The organism is Kitasatospora sp. NPDC004723 (assembly GCF_040609255.1).
GTDB lineage: Bacteria > Actinomycetota > Actinomycetes > Streptomycetales > Streptomycetaceae > Kitasatospora.
In genome coordinates this window covers 29,631-46,467 of the sequence record NZ_JBEXJT010000026.1, presented here as the reverse complement: position 1 = coordinate 46,467, position 16,837 = coordinate 29,631, and the positions used below count along the sequence as shown (strand labels likewise).

The window sequence follows — 16,837 nt, the reverse complement described above, 5'->3', positions numbered from 1 at the left end:
GATGCACAGGCCGGTGCGGACGCATAGAGGAAATCCGGCCGCGCAGCGGGGTGTGGAGGGGAGCGGGGGTGCCGGTAGAGTCCCCCGGACAGTCGTAGCGGGCCACCGCTGTTCCACTCAACACGCCTGCTGCACAACACCGTTCGGAGGGGACAACGAGATGGCGCGACAGCGGCGGCAGACAGGGATCGGAACCGGCGCGGCGATCGCGGGCACGGCGGCGGCCGCCGTCCTGCTGCCGGTGGTGCTGGCGACCAGCGCCTCGGCGCACGTGCCGACCTGGCAGGTGACGTGCGACAAGATCGTGATCGACCTGACCAACTACAGCCCCGAGGCGAACATCAAGAACGTCGTCAGCCTGAGCATCGACGGCGTGAAGCTGCTCGACCAGCAGGTGTTCGGCAAGGAGTTCCACCAGACCTTCCCGGTGGCCGCGCACAGCGCGCCGGTCGACGCCACCTTCGTGGTGACCACCACCGAGGACCCGAAGAACAACGACTGGAACAAGACGGAGACCAAGACCATCCCGGTCTGCGCGACCCCGACGCCCACCCCGACCCCGACGCCGACTCCCACGCCGACGCCGACCCCCACCCCGACGCCGACCCCCACGCCGACCCTGACCCCGACGCCGACTCCCACGCCGACGCCGACCCCGACGCCGAGCCGTACGGCGACGCCGACCCCCACCCCCACGCCGACCCACTCGGTGACGCCCACCCCGAGCCGCACGCCCACCCCGACGCCGACCCCGACCGCTACGCACACCCCGGTCGCGCCGGCGCTCGCGCAGACCGGTAGCAGCGACGCCACCCCGGTCATCGCGGCCGTCGGCGGCGGCGTCGTGCTGCTCGGCGGCGCGCTCCTGCTGCTCGCCCGCCGCCGCCGCGGCGACAACACCGAGGGCTGACACCCGCGACCTGCACGGACGGCGGCCCTCGCTCGAAGCGTCGAGCGAGGGCCGCCGGGTTGGCGGACGGGGTGGCGCCGGCGGGCAACTGAGTACGTGTACTCATGCACCGCACCCGTCGAGCCGGAAGACTTCCGGTGACACGACAGTGAGACAAGGCGCAGGGGGGAACCGTGCCGAATCCCGATGGTGCTTCGGGGGTCAAGGTCAATCCGGCGGCGTTGGAAGGCTGTGGCCAGGCCGCTCAGCACATAGCCGGGCAGGTGCCGGGAGAGACGGCGAAGATCGTCGCGCCGAGCGATCAGGCGGCCGCGACGCTTCAGGGCTGGTCCACGGCAACCGCGATACGCAATTGCGGCACGAACTGGAAGAAGCTGCTGGACAAGCTCTCCGGCGACATGTCGGACGTCGGCTCCAAGCTCGTCACGACAGCGGGCTACTACCGGCAAGTGGAGCAGAGCGTCTACGCGCACCTCCGCGGTGCGGCGGGCCCCGCTCAGGGCGGCGCGACGCCGGCGCCGGAGACCGATCCGTTCGGGACGGTCCTGGTGGGCGAGAACTCGACCGCCGCCGCCATGGCACGTGCCGCCGCAGAGCGGAAGGCCCAGTAGCCGGTGGACATCACGAGCCTCTACAACGCCAACATCAACAACATCACCACCGCGAAGAACGCCTTCGACACCCTGGCCAAAGCCTTTGGGCAACATGTGGATGCCTGGCAGCACGAGGTCGCCGACCGGCTGAGCGCCTCGCAGTGGACCGGTCCCAGCTCCGCCAAGGCCCACGGCCGTATCGCGGATCTGGGAGGTCAGCTCCGGGCTGCCCGGCAGGAGATCTCGTTCGTCAGCAAGGCGCTGGCCAACGCCGCCGAACAGTTCGCGCTGGCCCAGTCCCACTTGATCAGCGCCCTGGACGACGCCAAGAACGCGAAGCTCAACGTCGCCCCGGACGGGAGGATCACATGGGACAACGAGCCCTCCTCCCCGAACTTCGCCGGCGCCGGTGCCGAGACGGCCGCAGTCGCCATCAGCAACCGCATCACTGCCGCACTCAACGAGGCGGTTCACGCCGACCAGGAGATCAGCACGCGACTGAGCCACCTGGCGGCCAACGCGAGCAGCGGCACCGGACTGAACGCCGCCACAGTGGCACAGGACCAGGCCGCCGAGACGGCCCGCGAGAACATACCCGTGGCGGGTACCGACCCGAACAGTGTCAAGCAGTGGTGGAACGGCCTCTCCGAAGCTCAGCAGCAGAAGTTCATCGAGGCCCATCCCGACCGGATCGGCAACCTGGACGGCATCCCGGCCGTTGCCCGTGACCGGGCCAATCGCATCACCCTGCAGCAGGCGAAACAGGACCTCCAACTCCAGTTCGACCACCTGGGGCCCGAGCCGCCCGCGAAGGTCGCGGGTGTAAGCGGCGCCGTGTCGAACCCCGCCCGCGACGAGTGGGAGAGGAGGAAGGCCCTCCTGCAGGAGCAGTTGAACGGTGTGAACGCCATCGACGAGCGGCTGACGACCAAGGTCGACGAGCGGAATCCGCCGACCTACCTGCTGGGCTTCGACACCAGGGGCAATGGCCATGCCATCGTCGCCGTCAACAATCCGGACACCGCTGACAACGTCTCGACGTATGTCCCCGGCACCGGCGCACGGCTCGGCGGCATCAAGGGCGACATCGTCCGCTCGGACCGGATGGTCGCCGCGGCCAATGAGGCCAGCAACAGGTCGAAGACCACGTCGTCCATCACCTGGGTCGGATACGACGCACCGCAGTCGATCGTCCCGGACGCGACGAAGGACACCTACGCGAAGGATGCCGCAAGCAGCCTTCACGGTTTCGAGGCGGGACTTCGCGCCACCCATCAGGGGACTCCGTCGAACAATACGATCCTTGGTCACAGCTACGGGACTACGACCGTCGGCTATGCCATGCGCGACAAGGGCCTGCCGGTCGACAACGTCGTCCTGATCGCCAGTCCTGGTGCAGGCGTCGAGCATGCTCGTGATCTCGGCGTCGATCCGTCTCACGTCTTCGTTGCGAAGGGCGACATCGACAGGATCGACATGGCGCCTCCCCTGAGGGCCGACAACCTGGTGAGCAATGGTGCCAACAACATCGGTTCCTGGTACGGCGTCGTGCAGAACCCCGACCATCACCTGATCCACGGACGGGACCCCATGGTCCCTGACTTCGGAGCACGGGTCATCCCGACCACTCCGGGGACGGGTCACTCCGACTACTGGAACGACGGGTCAGCGTCTCTCCAGGCCATGGGGGAGATCATCGCGGGAAAGCGGAATTCATGAGGGCTGGAAACCACACATCCACAGCGTCGCCATGGCTTGGTCGGACGGTCGTCGCAGCCGTGCTGGCCATTGCGGTTGCGGCTCTGAGCTCCTGTGGGGTGACGACCGTCGCGGAGCGGCGGAAGGCGACGATCACGCTGAACGAGGCCAAGAAGCAGGTGGACAGTTACCTCGCCGAGATCCAGGCGAAGATGCCCCTCGAGCCCTTGGCGAGCAGCATCAGCGACTTCAGCGATCTGGAGTGTGAGCTCAATGACGTCGGCCCGCACGGTAGGAAGGAGACCTCACGCGGGTTCAGCTTCGGGGATGTCCCGCTGGCGAGCAGGACGGAAGCCGCTGCTGCCTTCCGTGCTCTTCTGATCGGGAAGGGGTTCGAGCCGGCTCCGGAAGCCACTCCTGACTGGGTGAAGCTGGAGAACCCCAAGGACAGGTTCGTCGCGATCCTCAACGGAGCCTCGGATGACGGCCACCAGCTCTCGCTGAAGGTCGTCTCCCCCTGTGTCTGGCCGAACGGGACGCCGTCCCCCTGACGTGGGGCGGTGGCCCGAAACGTCCGCCCCTCGCTCGGCCGAGCGAGGGGCGGACGCTTCGGGCCGGAGGCGTGCGGGCTACTCCCAGCGGAAGAAGCGGGCGGCGGCCGCGAGGGCGAGGGCGGACCAGACGGCCAGGATGCCGAGGTCGGCCCAGGGGGTGCCGGCGCCGGACTGGAGGACCGAGCGGAGGCCGTCGGAGAGGGCGGCGATCGGGAGGAGTTCCAGGACGGACTGGACGGCGGCGGGGAACTTCGAGAGCGGGACGATCACGCCGCCGGCCAGCAGCAGCAGGATGAAGACCAGGTTGGCGGCGGCCAGGGTGGCCTCCGCGCGCAGGGTGCCGGCCATCAGCAGGCCGAGGCCGGAGAAGGCGGCGGTGCCGAGGACGAGCAGGGCGGCCACGGTGAGGGGGTTGCCCTGCGGGGACCAGCCGAGGGCCAGGGCGATCACCGACAGCAGCGCCACCTGGAGCGCCTCGGTGACCAGGACGCAGCCGGTCTTCGCGGTCAGCAGCGCCCAGCGGGGGAGCGGGCTGGCGCCGAGCCGCTTCAGCACGCCGTAGCGGCGCTCGAAGCCGGTGGCGATCGCCTGGCCGGTGAACGCGGTGGACATCACCGCGAGCGCGAGCAGCCCCGGGGCGAGGAAGTCGACCCGCTTGCCCGGCCCCTCGACGGCGACGATGTCCACGGCGGAGAAGAGCACCAGCAGCACCGTCGGGATGACCACGGTGAGCAGCAGCTGCTCCCCGTTGCGCAGCAGCATCCGGGTCTCGAACGCGGTCTGGGCGAGCAGCATCCGGCCGACCGGTGCGGCCCCCGGCCGCGGGGCGTAGTCGGTGGTGGTCATGAGCGCAGGTCCCGTCCGGTCAGGTCGAGGAAGACGTCTTCGAGGCTGCGGCGCTGCACCGCGAGCCGTTCGGGCAGGATCCCGCCGGCCGCGCACCAGGCGGTGACGGTGGCCAGCAGCTGCGGGTCGACCGGTGCCTCGACGCGGTAGCTGCCGGGGGAGGTCTCGGCGGCGGTGGCGCCCTCGGGCAGTTCCTTGAGCAGGGTGGCGAGGTCCAGCCCGGGCGGGCCGTCGAAGCGCACGGTGGACTCGGCGCCGCCGCGGCAGAGCTCCTCCGGGGTGCCCTCGGTGATCACCTTGCCGCGGTCGACGATCGCGACCCGGTCGGCGAGCTGCTCGGCCTCCTCCATGTGGTGGGTGGTAACCACCACGGTGACGCCGTCCCGGCGCAGGTCGCGGACCAGCTCCCAGGTGGCGCGGCGGGCCTGCGGGTCCAGGCCCGCGGTGGGCTCGTCCAGGAAGACCAGCTCGGGGCGGCCGACCACGGCCATCGCCAGCGCCAGCCGCTGCTGCTGCCCGCCGGAGAGCCGCCGGTAGGTGGTACGGCCGCAGGAGCCGAGGCCGAGCCGCTCGACCAGCGCGTCGACGTCCAGCGGATGGGCGTGCAGCTTGGCGGTGTGCCGGAGCATCTCGACCGCGCGGGCGCCCGCGTAGACGCCGCCGGACTGCAGCATCACGCCGATCCGCGGGCGCAGCTCGGCGCTCTGGGCGACCGGGTCGAGGCCGAGCACGCGCACGGTGCCGGCGTCCGGGCGGCGGTAGCCCTCGCAGGTCTCGATGGTGGTGGTCTTGCCGGCGCCGTTGGGGCCGAGAACGGCGGTGACGGCGCCGCGCGCGATGCTGAGGTCGAGACCGTCCACCGCGGGCTTGTCCCCGTAGCGCTTGACCAGCCCGGTGATCTGGACCGCGGGTTCGGATTGCATACGGGTGAGTCTAAGAGGCCCCAACAGGCCGTTTGCACACTGGGCTTGATCACTTCATCCGCTGGTCAGGTAAGGCTTACCTGCGTGACAGATGCCACGGGTGAGGCCTGGATCACGGCTTGTCCTGTCGGAAGTAATTACGCAACACTGGTGTTGTGAAAAACATGCGCGAGCACGCCACGCACCAGGAGGCCGAGTCGGCCCCCGGCTGCGCCGTGCCCGCGACGGCGGCCGAGGTGCTGCTGGACGGCCACCGCGCCACCCGCGACCGGGTCGCCCGCTCGATCCTGGACCACGGTCCCTCCTCCGCCGCCGACCTGGCGAACCGGCTCGGCCTCACCGCCGCCGCTGTCCGCCGTCACCTGGACGGCCTCACCGCCGCCGGTCTGGTCGAGTCCCGCGAGCAGCGGGTCTACGGCAGCCGCGGCCGGGGCCGCCCGGCCAAGGTCTTCGCCCTGACCGACGCCGGCCGGGACGCCTTCTACCAGGAGTACGACCAGCTCGCCGCCGACGCCCTGCGCTGGATCTCCGACTCGGTCGGCGGCGGCAAGGCCGGCGAGGAGGCGGTGGCCGCCTTCGCCCGTGCCCGGTTCGGCCGGCAGGCGGAGAAGTACCTGGAGGCGCTGCGTTCCACCGGGGCGGCGGAACGCACCGAGGCACTGGCCCAGGCGCTGAGTGCCGACGGGTACGCTGCCACGGTGCGGAGGGTCCCGTCGGCCGCGGCGAAGGCCCCGGCGGGCGCCCAGCTCTGCCAGCACCACTGCCCGGTCGCGCACATCGCCGAGCAGTTCCCGCAGCTCTGCGAGGCGGAGACCGAGGTCTTCTCCCAGCTGCTGGGCACCCATGTGCAACGGCTGGCCACCATCGCCCACGGCGACGGGGTCTGCACCACCTATGTGCCGGCACCCGGTGCCGCATCGTCGCCCGCCCTGCGCACCGCCGCGGGCCGGGACACCGGTGCCGCGCCGACTGCCGGTACGTCCACCGATGATTCAGCGTCCGCGCGTTAGGAAGCCCGCATGACTGACACCGTTTCGCACCCCGAGCTCGAAGGCCTCGGCACTTACGAGTACGGCTGGGCCGACCCGGACGTGGCCGGCGCCGCCGCCAAGCGCGGACTGAACGAGGACGTCGTCCGCGACATCTCGGCCAAGAAGAGCGAGTCCGAGTGGATGCTGAACCTGCGTCTCAAGGGCCTCAAGCTGTTCGGGAAGAAGCCCATGCCGACCTGGGGCTCCGACCTGTCCGGCATCGACTTCGACAACATCAAGTACTTCGTCCGCTCCACCGAGAAGCAGGCCGAGTCCTGGGAGGACCTGCCGGCGGACATCAAGGCGACGTACGACAAGCTGGGCATCCCGGAGGCGGAGAAGCAGCGCCTGGTCGCCGGTGTCGCCGCCCAGTACGAGTCCGAGGTCGTCTACCACCAGATCCGTGAGGACCTGGAGGAGCAGGGCGTCATCTTCCTGGACACCGACACCGCGCTGCGCGAGCACCCGGAGCTGTTCAAGGAGTACTTCGGCACCGTCATCCCGGCCGGCGACAACAAGTTCGCCGCGCTGAACACGGCCGTGTGGTCCGGCGGCTCCTTCATCTACGTGCCGAAGGGCGTGCACGTCGACATCCCGCTGCAGGCCTACTTCCGGATCAACACCGAGAACATGGGCCAGTTCGAGCGGACGCTGATCATCGTCGACGAGGACGCCTACGTCCACTACGTCGAGGGCTGCACCGCGCCGATCTACTCCTCCGACTCGCTGCACTCGGCGGTCGTGGAGATCATCGTCAAGAAGGGCGGCCGCTGCCGCTACACGACGATCCAGAACTGGTCGAACAACGTCTACAACCTGGTCACCAAGCGCGCCGTGGCGTACGAGGGCGCGACCATGGAGTGGGTCGACGGCAACATCGGTTCCAAGGTCACCATGAAGTACCCGGCCGTCTACCTGATGGGCGAGCACGCCAAGGGCGAGACCCTGTCCATCGCCTTCGCCGGTGAGGGCCAGCACCAGGACGCCGGCGCCAAGATGGTCCACATGGCGCCGAACACCTCCTCCAACATCGTCTCCAAGTCGGTGGCCCGGGGCGGCGGCCGTACCTCCTACCGCGGTCTGATCGAGATCGGCGAGGGCTCCAAGGGCGCCAAGTCCAACGTGCTCTGCGACGCGCTGCTGGTCGACACCATCTCGCGCTCGGACACCTACCCCTACGTGGACGTCCGCGAGGACGACGTGTCCATGGGCCACGAGGCGACCGTCTCCAAGGTCAGCGAGGACCAGCTCTTCTACCTGATGAGCCGCGGCATGACCGAGTTCGAGGCCATGGCGATGATCGTCCGCGGCTTCGTCGAGCCGATCGCGCGCGAGCTGCCGATGGAGTACGCGCTGGAGCTGAACCGGCTGATCGAGCTGCAGATGGAGGGCTCCGTCGGCTGACCCGCCGGCCGCCCCGCCGTCCATCGACACGTATTTTGAGGAAGAGAGCACAACGAACAGCCATGGCTGACACGCCTTTGAATGTCGCTGCGAACAACACCGGCTCCACCACCGCCGGTTCGATCGAGGTCGGCACCGCCGGCGCCGGCGCCCAGCTGGCCGGCCCCGGCACCGGCCGGGACAGCGTCCGGCAGCCGATCGACGCCCGCGTCGCGGTCGAGCCGTCCTACGACGTCGCGGACTTCCCGGTGCCCACCGGCCGCGAGGAGGACTGGCGGTTCACCCCGCTGCACCGCCTCGCCGGCCTGCACGACGGCACCGCCGCCGAGGCCGAGAAGGGCGAGGACAAGGTCGAGCTGAGCCTGCCCGAGGGCGTCACCGCCGAGGCCGTCGGCCGCGACGACGCCCGCCTCGGCAAGGCCGGCAAGCCGGTCGACCGGGTCGCCGCGCAGGCGTTCAGCGCCTTCGAGCAGGCGCTCGTGGTCACCGTCCCCAAGGAGACGGTGCTCACCGAGCCGGTGCGGATCGACGTGCACGGCGAGGGCGGCACCCGCTTCGCCCACGTGGTCATCGACGTCAAGCCGTTCGCCGAGGCCGTCGTGGTCCTGGGCCACACCGGCACCGGCACCCGGGCCGCCAACGTCGAGCTGCTCGTCGGCGACGGCGCCAAGCTCACCTTCGTCTCCGTCCAGGACTGGGACCGCGACGCCGTGCACGTCGCCCAGCAGACCGCGCTGATCGGCCGCGACGCCTCGCTGAAGTCCGTCGTCGTCACCTTCGGCGGTGACGTGGTCCGCCTGCACCCGCGGGTGCGCTACGCCGCGCCCGGTGGCGAGGCCGAGCTGTTCGGCCTCTACTTCGCCGACGCCGGCCAGCACCTGGAGCACCGGCTGGTCATCGACCACGACACCCCGCACTGCCGGTCCAACGTCGTCTACAAGGGCGCGCTGCAGGGCCAGGACGCGCACGCCGTGTGGATCGGCGACGTGCTGATCCGCGCCGCCGCCGAGGGCACCGACACCTACGAGCACAACCGCAACCTGGTGCTCACCGACGGTGCCCGGGTCGACTCCGTGCCGAACCTGGAGATCGAGACCGGCGAGATCGTCGGCGCCGGCCACGCCTCCGCCACCGGCCGCTTCGACGACGAGCAGCTCTTCTACCTGCAGGCCCGCGGCATCCCGGCCGACGAGGCCCGCCGCCTGGTGGTGCGCGGCTTCTTCGCCGAGCTGGTCCAGCAGATCGGCGTCGCCGAGATCCAGGACCACCTCATGGAGAAGATCGAGGCCGAGCTGGAAGCGGCGGTCTGACACCCATGAGCTTCCTTCGCGCCTGCGCGCTGAGCGAACTGGCTGAGGACGTGCCCAAGCGCGTCGACCTCAACGGTGTCCCGGTCGCCGTCGTCCGCACCGACGAGGGGGTGTTCGCGATCAACGACATCTGCTCGCACGCGAACGTCTCGCTGTCCGAGGGCGAGGTCGAGGACTGCATGATCGAGTGCTGGCTGCACGGCTCCAGCTTCGACCTGCGCTCCGGCAAGCCCTCCGGCCTGCCCGCCACCAAGCCGGTCGCTGTCTACCCCGTAAAGATCGAAGGGGACGATGTGCTCGTCTCCGTCAACCAGGAGTCCTGAGTACACATGGCTACCCTTGAAATCCGCGACCTGCACGTCTCCGTCGAGGCCGAGAACGGCCCCCGGGAGATCCTGAAGGGCGTCGACCTGACCGTGAAGCAGGGCGAGACCCACGCCATCATGGGTCCGAACGGCTCCGGCAAGTCCACCCTGGCCTACTCGCTGGCCGGTCACCCCAAGTACACCGTCACCGGCGGCACCGTCCTGCTGGACGGCGAGGACGTCCTGGAGATGTCCGTCGACGAGCGCGCCCGGGCCGGCGTCTTCCTGGCCATGCAGTACCCGGTCGAGGTCCCCGGTGTCTCGGTCTCCAACTTCCTGCGCACCGCCGCCACCGCCGTCCGCGGCGAGGCCCCCAAGCTGCGGCTGTGGGTGAAGGAGGTCAAGGAGGCGATGGCCGCCCTCCAGATGGACCCGGCCTTCGCCGAGCGCAACGTCAACGAGGGCTTCTCCGGCGGCGAGAAGAAGCGCCACGAGATCCTCCAGCTGGAGCTGCTGAAGCCGCGGATCGCGATCCTCGACGAGACCGACTCCGGCCTGGACGTCGACGCGCTGCGGATCGTCTCCGAGGGCATCAACCGGGTCCGTGAGACCGGTGAGGTGGGGACCCTGCTGGTGACCCACTACACCCGCATCCTGCGGTACATCAAGCCCGACTACGTCCACGTCTTCGCGGGCGGCCGCATCGTCGAGTCCGGCGGTGCCGAGCTGGCCGACAAGCTGGAGGAGGAGGGCTACGAGGCCTACGTGAAGGGTGGCGCGTCCGAGTGACCCGTACGCACGAGTCGGCGGCGTCGACGGTCCTGCCGGGACTGCTCGACACCGACGCGATCCGCAAGGACTTCCCCGTCCTGCAGCGCCTGCTGCACGACGACAAGCCGCTCGTCTACCTGGACAACGCGGCCACCTCGCAGAAGCCCCGCCAGGTGCTCGACGCGCTGAACGCCTACTACGAGCGGCACAACGCCAACGTCCACCGCGGCGTGCACGTGCTCGCCGAGGAGGCCACGGCGCTCTACGAGGGCGCCCGCGACAAGGTCGCGGCGTTCATCAACGCGCCGAGCCGCGACGAGGTGATCTTCACCAAGAACGCCTCCGAGTCGCTCAACCTGGTCGCCAACATGCTCGGCTGGGCCGACGAGCCCTACCGGGTGGACGCCGAGTCCGAGATCGTCATCACGGAGATGGAGCACCACTCCAACATCGTCCCGTGGCAGCTGCTCTCGCAGCGCACCGGCGCGAAGCTGAAGTGGTTCGGGCTGACCGACGAGGGCCGGCTCGACCTCTCCAACATCGACGAGCTGATCACCGAGAAGACCAAGGTGGTCTCCTTCACCCTGGTCTCCAACCTGCTCGGCACCGTCAACCCGGTCGAGGCCATCGTGCGCAAGGCGCAGGACGTCGGCGCGCTGGTCGTGATCGACGCCTCGCAGGCCGCCCCGCACATGGTGCTGGACGTGCAGGCGCTGGAGGCCGACTTCGTCGCCTTCACCGGCCACAAGATGCTGGCCCCGACCGGCATCGGCGTGCTCTGGGGCCGCCAGGAGCTGCTGGAGGACCTCCCGCCGTTCCTCGGCGGCGGCGAGATGATCGAGACCGTCACCATGGGCTCGTCCACCTACGCCCCGGCGCCGCACAAGTTCGAGGCCGGCACCCCGCCGATCGCCCAGGCGGTCGGGCTGGGCGCGGCCATCGACTACCTGTCCGGCATCGGCATGGAGCGGATCGCCGCCCACGAGCACGCCATCACCGCGTACGCGGTCGAGCGGCTGCTGGAGGTCCCGGACCTGCGGATCATCGGCCCGCGCACGGCCGTCGACCGCGGCGCGGCGATCTCGTTCACGCTGGGCGACATCCACCCGCACGACGTGGGCCAGGTGCTCGACGAGCAGGGCATCGCGGTGCGCGTCGGCCACCACTGCGCGCGGCCGGTCTGCCTGCGGTACGGAATTCCGGCGACCACGCGGGCGTCGTTCTACCTGTACTCGACGCCGGGCGAGGTCGACGCGCTGATCGACGGCCTGCACCACGTCCGGAACTTTTTCGGCTGAGGACGGGGCACGCGACCATGAAGCTCGACTCGATGTACCAGGACATCATCCTGGACCACTACCGCAACCCGCACGGCAAGGGGCTGCGCGACGGTGACGCCGAGGTGCACCACGTCAACCCGACCTGCGGCGACGAGATCACCCTGCGGGTGAAGCTCGACGGCGGCACCGTCGCCGACGTCTCCTACGAGTCCCAGGGCTGTTCGATCAGCCAGGCCAGCGCCTCGGTGCTGAACGACCTGGTGGTCGGCAAGTCCGTCGGCGAGGCGCAGGCGGTCCAGGAGGCCTTCCTGGAGCTGATGCAGAGCAAGGGCCAGGGCGAGGGCGACGAGGAGGTGCTGGAGGACGCCGTCGCGTTCGCCGGCGTCTCCAAGTACCCGGCCCGGGTCAAGTGTGCCCTGCTCAGCTGGATGGCCTGGAAGGACGCCACCGCCAAGGCCCTCGCCGAGCACCCCACCGTCACCGACTGACACCGCAGAGGAGGACACCCACCACCATGAGCGACGAAACCACCACCTCCCCTGCGGAGGAGACCGCGTCCGGCCCGGTCGGCACCAGCGCCGGCACCGTCTCCGTCGAGGACCTGACCGAGGCCCTGATGGATGTCGTCGACCCCGAACTGGGCATCGACGTCGTCAACCTCGGCCTGATCTACGGCGTCCACATCGACGAGTCCGATGTGGCCACCATCGACATGACGCTCACCTCGGCGGCCTGCCCGCTGACCGACGTCATCGAGGACCAGGCCAAGACCGCCACCGACGGCCTCGTCCAGGACCTGCGCATCAACTGGGTCTGGATGCCGCCGTGGGGCCCCGACAAGATCACCGACGACGGCCGCGAGCAGCTGCGCGCCCTCGGCTTCAACGTCTGAGGCCTGTCCGCCGCTTTTGCGTGGCCCCTTCCTCCTCCTGGGGGAAGGGGCCACGCGTTTTCAGCTTTCCGTGACGTGCACGGCCTTCGCGACCAGCTCGCCGATCCGGTCGACGGCGGTGGAGGGGCCGGGGAAGAACCGGTTCTTGGTAAGCGCGAAGGCGATCCCCGTCGCGGTGTCGGCGTACGCCGCGCTGCCGCCCATGCCGGGCATGCCGAAGGTGCTCAGGGTCTGCTGCGGATCGGCCCCGGGCCGGCCGAGGTTCCAGCCCAGCGCGCGCGGCACCGGGAAGCCGATCAGCTGGTCGACCTCGGCCGTGGCCAGGGCCGTGATCTCGCGCAGCCGCTCCTCCGACACCAGCCGGATGCCGTCCACCTCGCCGAGCAGCGCGGCGTACATCCTGGCCACCGCGCGGGCGGACATCGTGCCGCCCGAGGGGATGTCCGAGGTGAGCACCACGGGGTCGTTGCCGTACGTGGCGCTCGGGGTCACGGCGGGCGGCGTCGCCTTGAACAGCGGCAGGTCGGCGGGCATCGCCGCGATCATCTCGGCGGAACCGGGCGCGTCCTCAAGGCGGGCGAGCCGCCCGAGCTCGGACTCCGGGACACCGACGAACAGCTCGTCGGCGATGCCCAGCGGCTGCGCCACCTCCTCCCGGAGCACCTGCGAGACCGGTCGGCCGGTGGCCCGGCGCACGATCTCACCCATCACGAAGCCCCAGGTCATCGCGTGGTAGCCGGTCCTGGTCCCGGGCTCCCACCAGGGCTCGGAACCGGCGATCAGCGCACACATCCCGTCCCAGTCGGCCAGCTCCCGCACCGTGAGCCCGGCCGGCACCGCCGGGACGCCGAGCGAGTGCGTCAGGGCGTGCCGCACGGTCGCCCCGGCCTTGCCATGGGCCCCGAACTCGGGCCAGAGCTCCACGATCGGCCGGTCGTACTCGATCACCCCGCGCTCCGCGAGCACGTGCACCACGGTCGCGGTCACCCCCTTCCCGGTGGAGGCGCTGTAGAACGGCGTGTCCGGGCCGACCGCCCGCCCGCTCCCCGGATCGGCGACCCCCGCCGCAACGTCCACCACCAGCTCCCCGTGCCGGTACACCGCGACCTGGACGCCCAGCTCCTCGCCCGACTCCACCATCTCGTCAACGGCCCGCTGCACAAGCTCCTGCATCCCGCTCTCCTCCTCGGCTGCGGCGCTCCTGTGCACCGCTCACCCGTAGGTCGCCACCGGGGGAGCGATCTCGACATGCGGTGCTCTCGCTCCCAGCAGGGCGGCACGTGCGCGTGCGACACCTCTTTCCGTCACGGAAGCACCACCTTCGGCCGCCTTGGGCCGTCCACCGAGGCCCGCGCAGGCCCGGCAGATCCCCGGCGCGGGCACCGGATCGTGGCACTTGGCGCACTCGGAGTAGCTTGCTTTCTGTGTCCCTTCCGCCGGCCGAGAGGGCGGCATCTTGTGCTCCAACCGATAGCGGAGCACGGCCGCCGCCGAATGCATCGGAGCCGGCAGCCCCGGCAACAGGGCGTGCGCGAGGTCGGTCGCGCTGCACCCGCGCGCCAACCACTGCGCCACCAGCGGCGCCAGTTCCCGCGCCTCGGCCTCGCCCAGCCGCAGCCGGGGCTCGGCCCGGATCACGCGGAACAGGGTGGCCACCGCCTCCCGCCCGCCGTCGTCGGCCGACTCCGCGGGGAGGGTGGGTTCTTGGCACCGTTCCTTTACAACAGGGCCGCCAGCAATGCCGGTTGGCGGCCCACCGGACGCCGGACGGGTGACACCCGGCCGCGCGAGCTGGGGGGTGTCGTAGACGTGCGCCTCGCTGCGGAGGGTGCCGTCGGGCAGCCGGACCTTCTCGACGCGGTAGTACCCGGCGTCGGTGAGTTCCTTCAGGGCCTTGCGGACGGCTCCGCGCCCCTGCGGACTGGTGTCGGCCATGTGCCGCCCGTCCTCCCGCCAGCCGTCGGGCCGGGAGAGGAGGTCCGCGAGCAGACCGCGAGCGGTGTAGCTCAACCGCCGGTACTGCAACACGGAGTTGGGCAGCACGGTGAAGTTGCGCACGTGGGCGCTACGATGGATGTGCATAGGGAGGCTTGTCTCCTGTTGCCGGACCCCGGGGTGTTCCAGCACCGCCGGGGTCGCATTTTTCTCTTTGAGTACGGAACGTACCATGCCATTTGACACAGCGTGAGCTGTTCGTGACTACCTGATAGGGTCCAAGGCTCCCCCCGGCTCGGCGACTCCCGCTACCGTTCCGCGAGCTATTGGAGAACTGACGCAAAGGGGGAGTGGCATGACCGTGATCGCGGTGACCGGGCACATGGACCTCACTGATGAGAGTGTCGTCCTGGTCCGCGAAGCGCTGGATCAGCTACTCGCTGACCATGCCGAGCACGGCCTCACCGGTGTCTCGTGCATCGCCAAGGGTGCGGACTCGATCTTCGCTGACGCGGTGCTCTCGCTCGGCGGCCGACTGGTCGCCGTGATCCCGTCGGCCGACTACCGCCAGACCAAGGTCAAACCGGGACACGCAGCCGAGTTCGACCGTCTTCACCAGGCCGCCGCTGAGGTTGTCGTCATGCCGTTCGCCGAGGCCGATCGCGAGGCGTACGAAGCCGCCAACAACGAGTTGCTGCGCCGTGCTGACCACTTGTTCGCCGTGTGGGACGGCAGGCCCGGCAGTGGGCGTGGGGGAACCGCTGACACTGTCGCCGCGGCCCGTTCAGCCCAGCTACCGGTAACGGTCGTGTGGCCAGAGGGGGCCGCCCGTACAAGCTGACGGTGCCATCAGCTGGCCGCCGCCCCGAAACGGAGGTTTCGGGGCGGCGGTGTTTGTGCTGGTCGGGGGACGTAGGCGTAGCGGAGGTGTCCGTGACTACCTGGCAGTGGCGAGGTCTCCACGTGCGACGGCCTCGCGGAGGACCGTGGCGATCTCCTGCGGCAGGAGGTCGACCGCGTTGAGCGCCTCGGTGGTCAGGGGGATCTCCTCCAGGAGGTACTCGCCCCGGCCTTCCTGGCTGAACTCGGGACCGCTGCGGTTCTCGAAGTCCCACTTCTCGATGGTGGCGAGGTAGAAGTCCTGGCGCTCGTCATCGGTCTCGATGCTGTGGAGGAGGCCGACGATCCGGGCTTCGCCGGCGACCTCCTCGCGCACCTCGCGCGACAGGGCGTCTTCGGGGCTGACGTCGGTCGGCTCGACCTTTCCGCCGACGATCACCCAGTACGGGGCGATGCCGGGGCGGATGCGCTTGATCAGCAGCATGGTGTCGTTCGGAGTGACGAGGACGGCGCGGACGCGGTGCTGCATGGTGCCTTCTTCCTGAGCGGGGCGGGTTCCTTCTGCTCAACGGCCCGGACGCATTGAGAATTGGGCATCGGCCGCGTGCCGGTGCACGCGGCCGATGCCCGAAACGCCTGCCCAGTGTGCCGCCCGCAGAAAAACTTGATGCGCTTGCCAGTGGTGTAGTCGGTCCACTGCGTCATTGCCGTGGAGGAGGTCCGTTCACGCCGCGCCGAGGTCTGACGGACGGGTCGAATGTCAGCCTGCTGCTGCGCAAACCGCTCTTTAGACGGAAAGGTTTGCGTGGCAGTGGTATATCTGCGAGCGGGCGGCCAGGCTGGTGCCGCGACCTCGGAGGGAGCGAAGCCATGTCGGTTGTTGCATTCGCGCAGCTGCTTCTGCCTGACTCGCCGTACGCCATGTGGGTCCGGGGAGAGCTGGAGGAGTACCTCCGCCTCCCGGACGACGGTACGCGGGTGGAAGTCGTCGGAGGGGAGATCGTCGTGTCACCGGCGCCGGTGTTTGCCCATGGTGGGATCCTCTCGGACATCCAGCGAGGTTTTGAGCGGGCCTTGTTCGTGGATGACGGCTTTTCCTGGAGGGCAGTCCAGACGATCAACCTGGACCTGGTCGAGGCCGGGGACGGTTACATTCCCGACCTGGTGGTGCTGCACAAGGACAACGAAGCCGAGAAGCGGTCGCAGGACGTTCTCCATCTCCACCCGCACGATCTTGAGCTGGTGGTCGAGGTGACCTCCGTATCCACCGCCGGCCGTGATCGTCGCCCCGTGTTCGGGCGGCAGGTCAAGCCCACCAAGTGGAGTGGATACGCGCGGAGCGGAGTGCCGTACTACCTGCTGGTGGACCGGGACCCGCGGCAGCCGGGTGTCACTCTGTTCGGCGAGCCGGACAAGGCTGAGGCCACGTACCAAACCCTGGGTGAGTGGAAGTTCGGGGAGGGCGTTCGGCTGCCGGAGCCGTTCGGCGTCGAGATCAACACCGACACCTGGAAGCCCTGGAGCGCGTAGGGCCGGGTGAAATGG

The 16,837-nt window shown here is 69.7% G+C and carries 19 protein-coding genes; 14 read left to right on the top strand and 5 right to left on the bottom strand.

Annotated elements, in window-relative coordinates:
• Positions 1-160 precede the first annotated feature (160 nt).
• The 4 genes from ABZW10_RS23610 to ABZW10_RS23595 all read left to right on the top strand — a co-directional run bounded on the left by ABZW10_RS23610 (position 161) and on the right by ABZW10_RS23595 (position 3,752).
• Positions 161-910: an LAETG motif-containing sortase-dependent surface protein gene (locus ABZW10_RS23610; RefSeq protein WP_355369114.1), complete on the top strand. Its 750-nt coding sequence runs from the start codon at positions 161-163 to the stop codon at positions 908-910.
• A gap of 173 nt (positions 911-1,083) precedes the next feature.
• Complete coding sequence (locus tag ABZW10_RS23605) at positions 1,084-1,521, top strand: type VII secretion target (RefSeq protein WP_355369112.1); 438 nt, start codon at positions 1,084-1,086, stop codon at positions 1,519-1,521.
• 3 nt (positions 1,522-1,524) lie between these two features.
• Positions 1,525-3,222: an alpha/beta hydrolase gene (locus ABZW10_RS23600; protein WP_355369110.1), complete on the top strand. Its 1,698-nt coding sequence runs from the start codon at positions 1,525-1,527 to the stop codon at positions 3,220-3,222.
• A gap of 59 nt (positions 3,223-3,281) precedes the next feature.
• Positions 3,282-3,752, top strand: coding sequence for a hypothetical protein (locus ABZW10_RS23595; RefSeq protein WP_355369108.1), 471 nt, complete (start codon positions 3,282-3,284; stop codon positions 3,750-3,752).
• A gap of 78 nt (positions 3,753-3,830) precedes the next feature.
• Here ABZW10_RS23595 and ABZW10_RS23590 read toward each other — a convergent pair whose 3' ends face one another.
• Both ABZW10_RS23590 and ABZW10_RS23585 read right to left on the bottom strand, forming a co-directional pair.
• Positions 3,831-4,601, bottom strand: a complete 771-nt coding sequence (locus tag ABZW10_RS23590) for an ABC transporter permease (RefSeq protein ID WP_355369106.1) — start codon at positions 4,599-4,601, stop codon at positions 3,831-3,833.
• On the bottom strand, positions 4,598-5,524 hold the full coding sequence (locus tag ABZW10_RS23585; protein ID WP_355369104.1) for an ABC transporter ATP-binding protein: 927 nt from the start codon (positions 5,522-5,524) through the stop codon (positions 4,598-4,600). The genes ABZW10_RS23590 and ABZW10_RS23585 overlap by 4 nt, the downstream gene beginning before the upstream one ends.
• Positions 5,525-5,688: 164 nt before the next feature.
• Between ABZW10_RS23585 and ABZW10_RS23580 the strand changes: the two genes are divergently transcribed.
• The 8 genes from ABZW10_RS23580 to ABZW10_RS23545 all read left to right on the top strand — a co-directional run bounded on the left by ABZW10_RS23580 (position 5,689) and on the right by ABZW10_RS23545 (position 12,517).
• On the top strand, positions 5,689-6,534 hold the full coding sequence (locus tag ABZW10_RS23580; RefSeq protein ID WP_355369102.1) for a helix-turn-helix domain-containing protein: 846 nt from the start codon (positions 5,689-5,691) through the stop codon (positions 6,532-6,534).
• A 9-nt stretch (positions 6,535-6,543) separates the two neighbouring features.
• On the top strand, positions 6,544-7,959 hold the full coding sequence (gene sufB, locus ABZW10_RS23575) for a Fe-S cluster assembly protein SufB (RefSeq protein ID WP_355369100.1): 1,416 nt from the start codon (positions 6,544-6,546) through the stop codon (positions 7,957-7,959).
• A 62-nt stretch (positions 7,960-8,021) separates the two neighbouring features.
• Positions 8,022-9,269, top strand: coding sequence for a Fe-S cluster assembly protein SufD (gene sufD / locus ABZW10_RS23570; RefSeq protein WP_355369098.1), 1,248 nt, complete (start codon positions 8,022-8,024; stop codon positions 9,267-9,269).
• Between the two features lie 5 nt (positions 9,270-9,274).
• The gene (locus ABZW10_RS23565) at positions 9,275-9,592 is read left to right on the top strand and encodes a non-heme iron oxygenase ferredoxin subunit (protein WP_355369096.1); all 318 of its coding nucleotides are present in this window, start codon (positions 9,275-9,277) and stop codon (positions 9,590-9,592) included.
• A gap of 6 nt (positions 9,593-9,598) precedes the next feature.
• Positions 9,599-10,363 carry a Fe-S cluster assembly ATPase SufC gene (sufC, locus tag ABZW10_RS23560; RefSeq protein ID WP_355369094.1) on the top strand — a complete coding sequence of 255 codons (765 nt, stop codon included), beginning with the start codon at positions 9,599-9,601 and terminating at the stop codon, positions 10,361-10,363.
• A 32-nt stretch (positions 10,364-10,395) separates the two neighbouring features.
• Complete coding sequence (locus ABZW10_RS23555) at positions 10,396-11,643, top strand: cysteine desulfurase (protein WP_355369222.1); 1,248 nt, start codon at positions 10,396-10,398, stop codon at positions 11,641-11,643.
• Positions 11,644-11,660: 17 nt separating this feature from the next.
• Positions 11,661-12,113 (top strand): Fe-S cluster assembly sulfur transfer protein SufU, encoded by a 453-nt coding sequence (sufU, locus tag ABZW10_RS23550; RefSeq protein WP_355369092.1) that lies wholly within the window; start codon positions 11,661-11,663, stop codon positions 12,111-12,113.
• Positions 12,114-12,139: 26 nt separating this feature from the next.
• A complete protein-coding gene (locus tag ABZW10_RS23545) occupies positions 12,140-12,517 on the top strand; it encodes a metal-sulfur cluster assembly factor (protein WP_355369090.1) in 378 nt (125 codons plus the stop codon).
• Positions 12,518-12,577: 60 nt separating this feature from the next.
• Here the strand turns inward: ABZW10_RS23545 and ABZW10_RS23540 are convergent, their stop codons facing one another.
• Both ABZW10_RS23540 and ABZW10_RS23535 read right to left on the bottom strand, forming a co-directional pair.
• Complete coding sequence (locus ABZW10_RS23540; RefSeq protein WP_355369088.1) at positions 12,578-13,690, bottom strand: serine hydrolase domain-containing protein; 1,113 nt, start codon at positions 13,688-13,690, stop codon at positions 12,578-12,580.
• Positions 13,691-13,729: 39 nt separating this feature from the next.
• The gene (locus ABZW10_RS23535) at positions 13,730-14,575 is read right to left on the bottom strand and encodes a hypothetical protein (RefSeq protein WP_355369086.1); all 846 of its coding nucleotides are present in this window, start codon (positions 14,573-14,575) and stop codon (positions 13,730-13,732) included.
• A gap of 232 nt (positions 14,576-14,807) precedes the next feature.
• Here ABZW10_RS23535 and ABZW10_RS23530 point away from each other — a divergent pair, with 232 nt between their 5' ends.
• Positions 14,808-15,293 carry a hypothetical protein gene (locus ABZW10_RS23530; protein WP_355369084.1) on the top strand — a complete coding sequence of 162 codons (486 nt, stop codon included), beginning with the start codon at positions 14,808-14,810 and terminating at the stop codon, positions 15,291-15,293.
• Positions 15,294-15,389: 96 nt separating this feature from the next.
• Here ABZW10_RS23530 and ABZW10_RS23525 read toward each other — a convergent pair whose 3' ends face one another.
• Positions 15,390-15,821 (bottom strand): NUDIX domain-containing protein, encoded by a 432-nt coding sequence (locus ABZW10_RS23525; protein WP_355369082.1) that lies wholly within the window; start codon positions 15,819-15,821, stop codon positions 15,390-15,392.
• A gap of 341 nt (positions 15,822-16,162) precedes the next feature.
• Between ABZW10_RS23525 and ABZW10_RS23520 the strand changes: the two genes are divergently transcribed.
• Positions 16,163-16,822, top strand: a complete 660-nt coding sequence (locus ABZW10_RS23520) for a Uma2 family endonuclease (protein WP_355369080.1) — start codon at positions 16,163-16,165, stop codon at positions 16,820-16,822.
• Positions 16,823-16,837: the final 15 nt, after the last annotated feature.

Bases quoted from the DNA above. Each gene is read 5' to 3' on its own strand.
- ABZW10_RS23610 (WP_355369114.1), top strand. From the start codon at position 161: ATGGCGCGACAGCGGCGGCAGACAGGGATCGGAACCGGCGCGGCGATC.
- ABZW10_RS23590 (WP_355369106.1), bottom strand. From the start codon at position 4,601: ATGACCACCACCGACTACGCCCCGCGGCCGGGGGCCGCACCGGTCGGC.
- ABZW10_RS23585 (WP_355369104.1), bottom strand. From the start codon at position 5,524: ATGCAATCCGAACCCGCGGTCCAGATCACCGGGCTGGTCAAGCGCTAC.
- ABZW10_RS23580 (WP_355369102.1), top strand. From the start codon at position 5,689: ATGCGCGAGCACGCCACGCACCAGGAGGCCGAGTCGGCCCCCGGCTGC.
- sufB (WP_355369100.1), top strand. From the start codon at position 6,544: ATGACTGACACCGTTTCGCACCCCGAGCTCGAAGGCCTCGGCACTTAC.
- sufD (WP_355369098.1), top strand. From the start codon at position 8,022: ATGGCTGACACGCCTTTGAATGTCGCTGCGAACAACACCGGCTCCACC.
- ABZW10_RS23565 (WP_355369096.1), top strand. From the start codon at position 9,275: ATGAGCTTCCTTCGCGCCTGCGCGCTGAGCGAACTGGCTGAGGACGTG.
- sufC (WP_355369094.1), top strand. From the start codon at position 9,599: ATGGCTACCCTTGAAATCCGCGACCTGCACGTCTCCGTCGAGGCCGAG.
- sufU (WP_355369092.1), top strand. From the start codon at position 11,661: ATGAAGCTCGACTCGATGTACCAGGACATCATCCTGGACCACTACCGC.
- ABZW10_RS23545 (WP_355369090.1), top strand. From the start codon at position 12,140: ATGAGCGACGAAACCACCACCTCCCCTGCGGAGGAGACCGCGTCCGGC.
- ABZW10_RS23540 (WP_355369088.1), bottom strand. From the start codon at position 13,690: ATGCAGGAGCTTGTGCAGCGGGCCGTTGACGAGATGGTGGAGTCGGGC.
- ABZW10_RS23530 (WP_355369084.1), top strand. From the start codon at position 14,808: ATGACCGTGATCGCGGTGACCGGGCACATGGACCTCACTGATGAGAGT.
- ABZW10_RS23525 (WP_355369082.1), bottom strand. From the start codon at position 15,821: ATGCAGCACCGCGTCCGCGCCGTCCTCGTCACTCCGAACGACACCATG.
- ABZW10_RS23520 (WP_355369080.1), top strand. From the start codon at position 16,163: ATGTCGGTTGTTGCATTCGCGCAGCTGCTTCTGCCTGACTCGCCGTAC.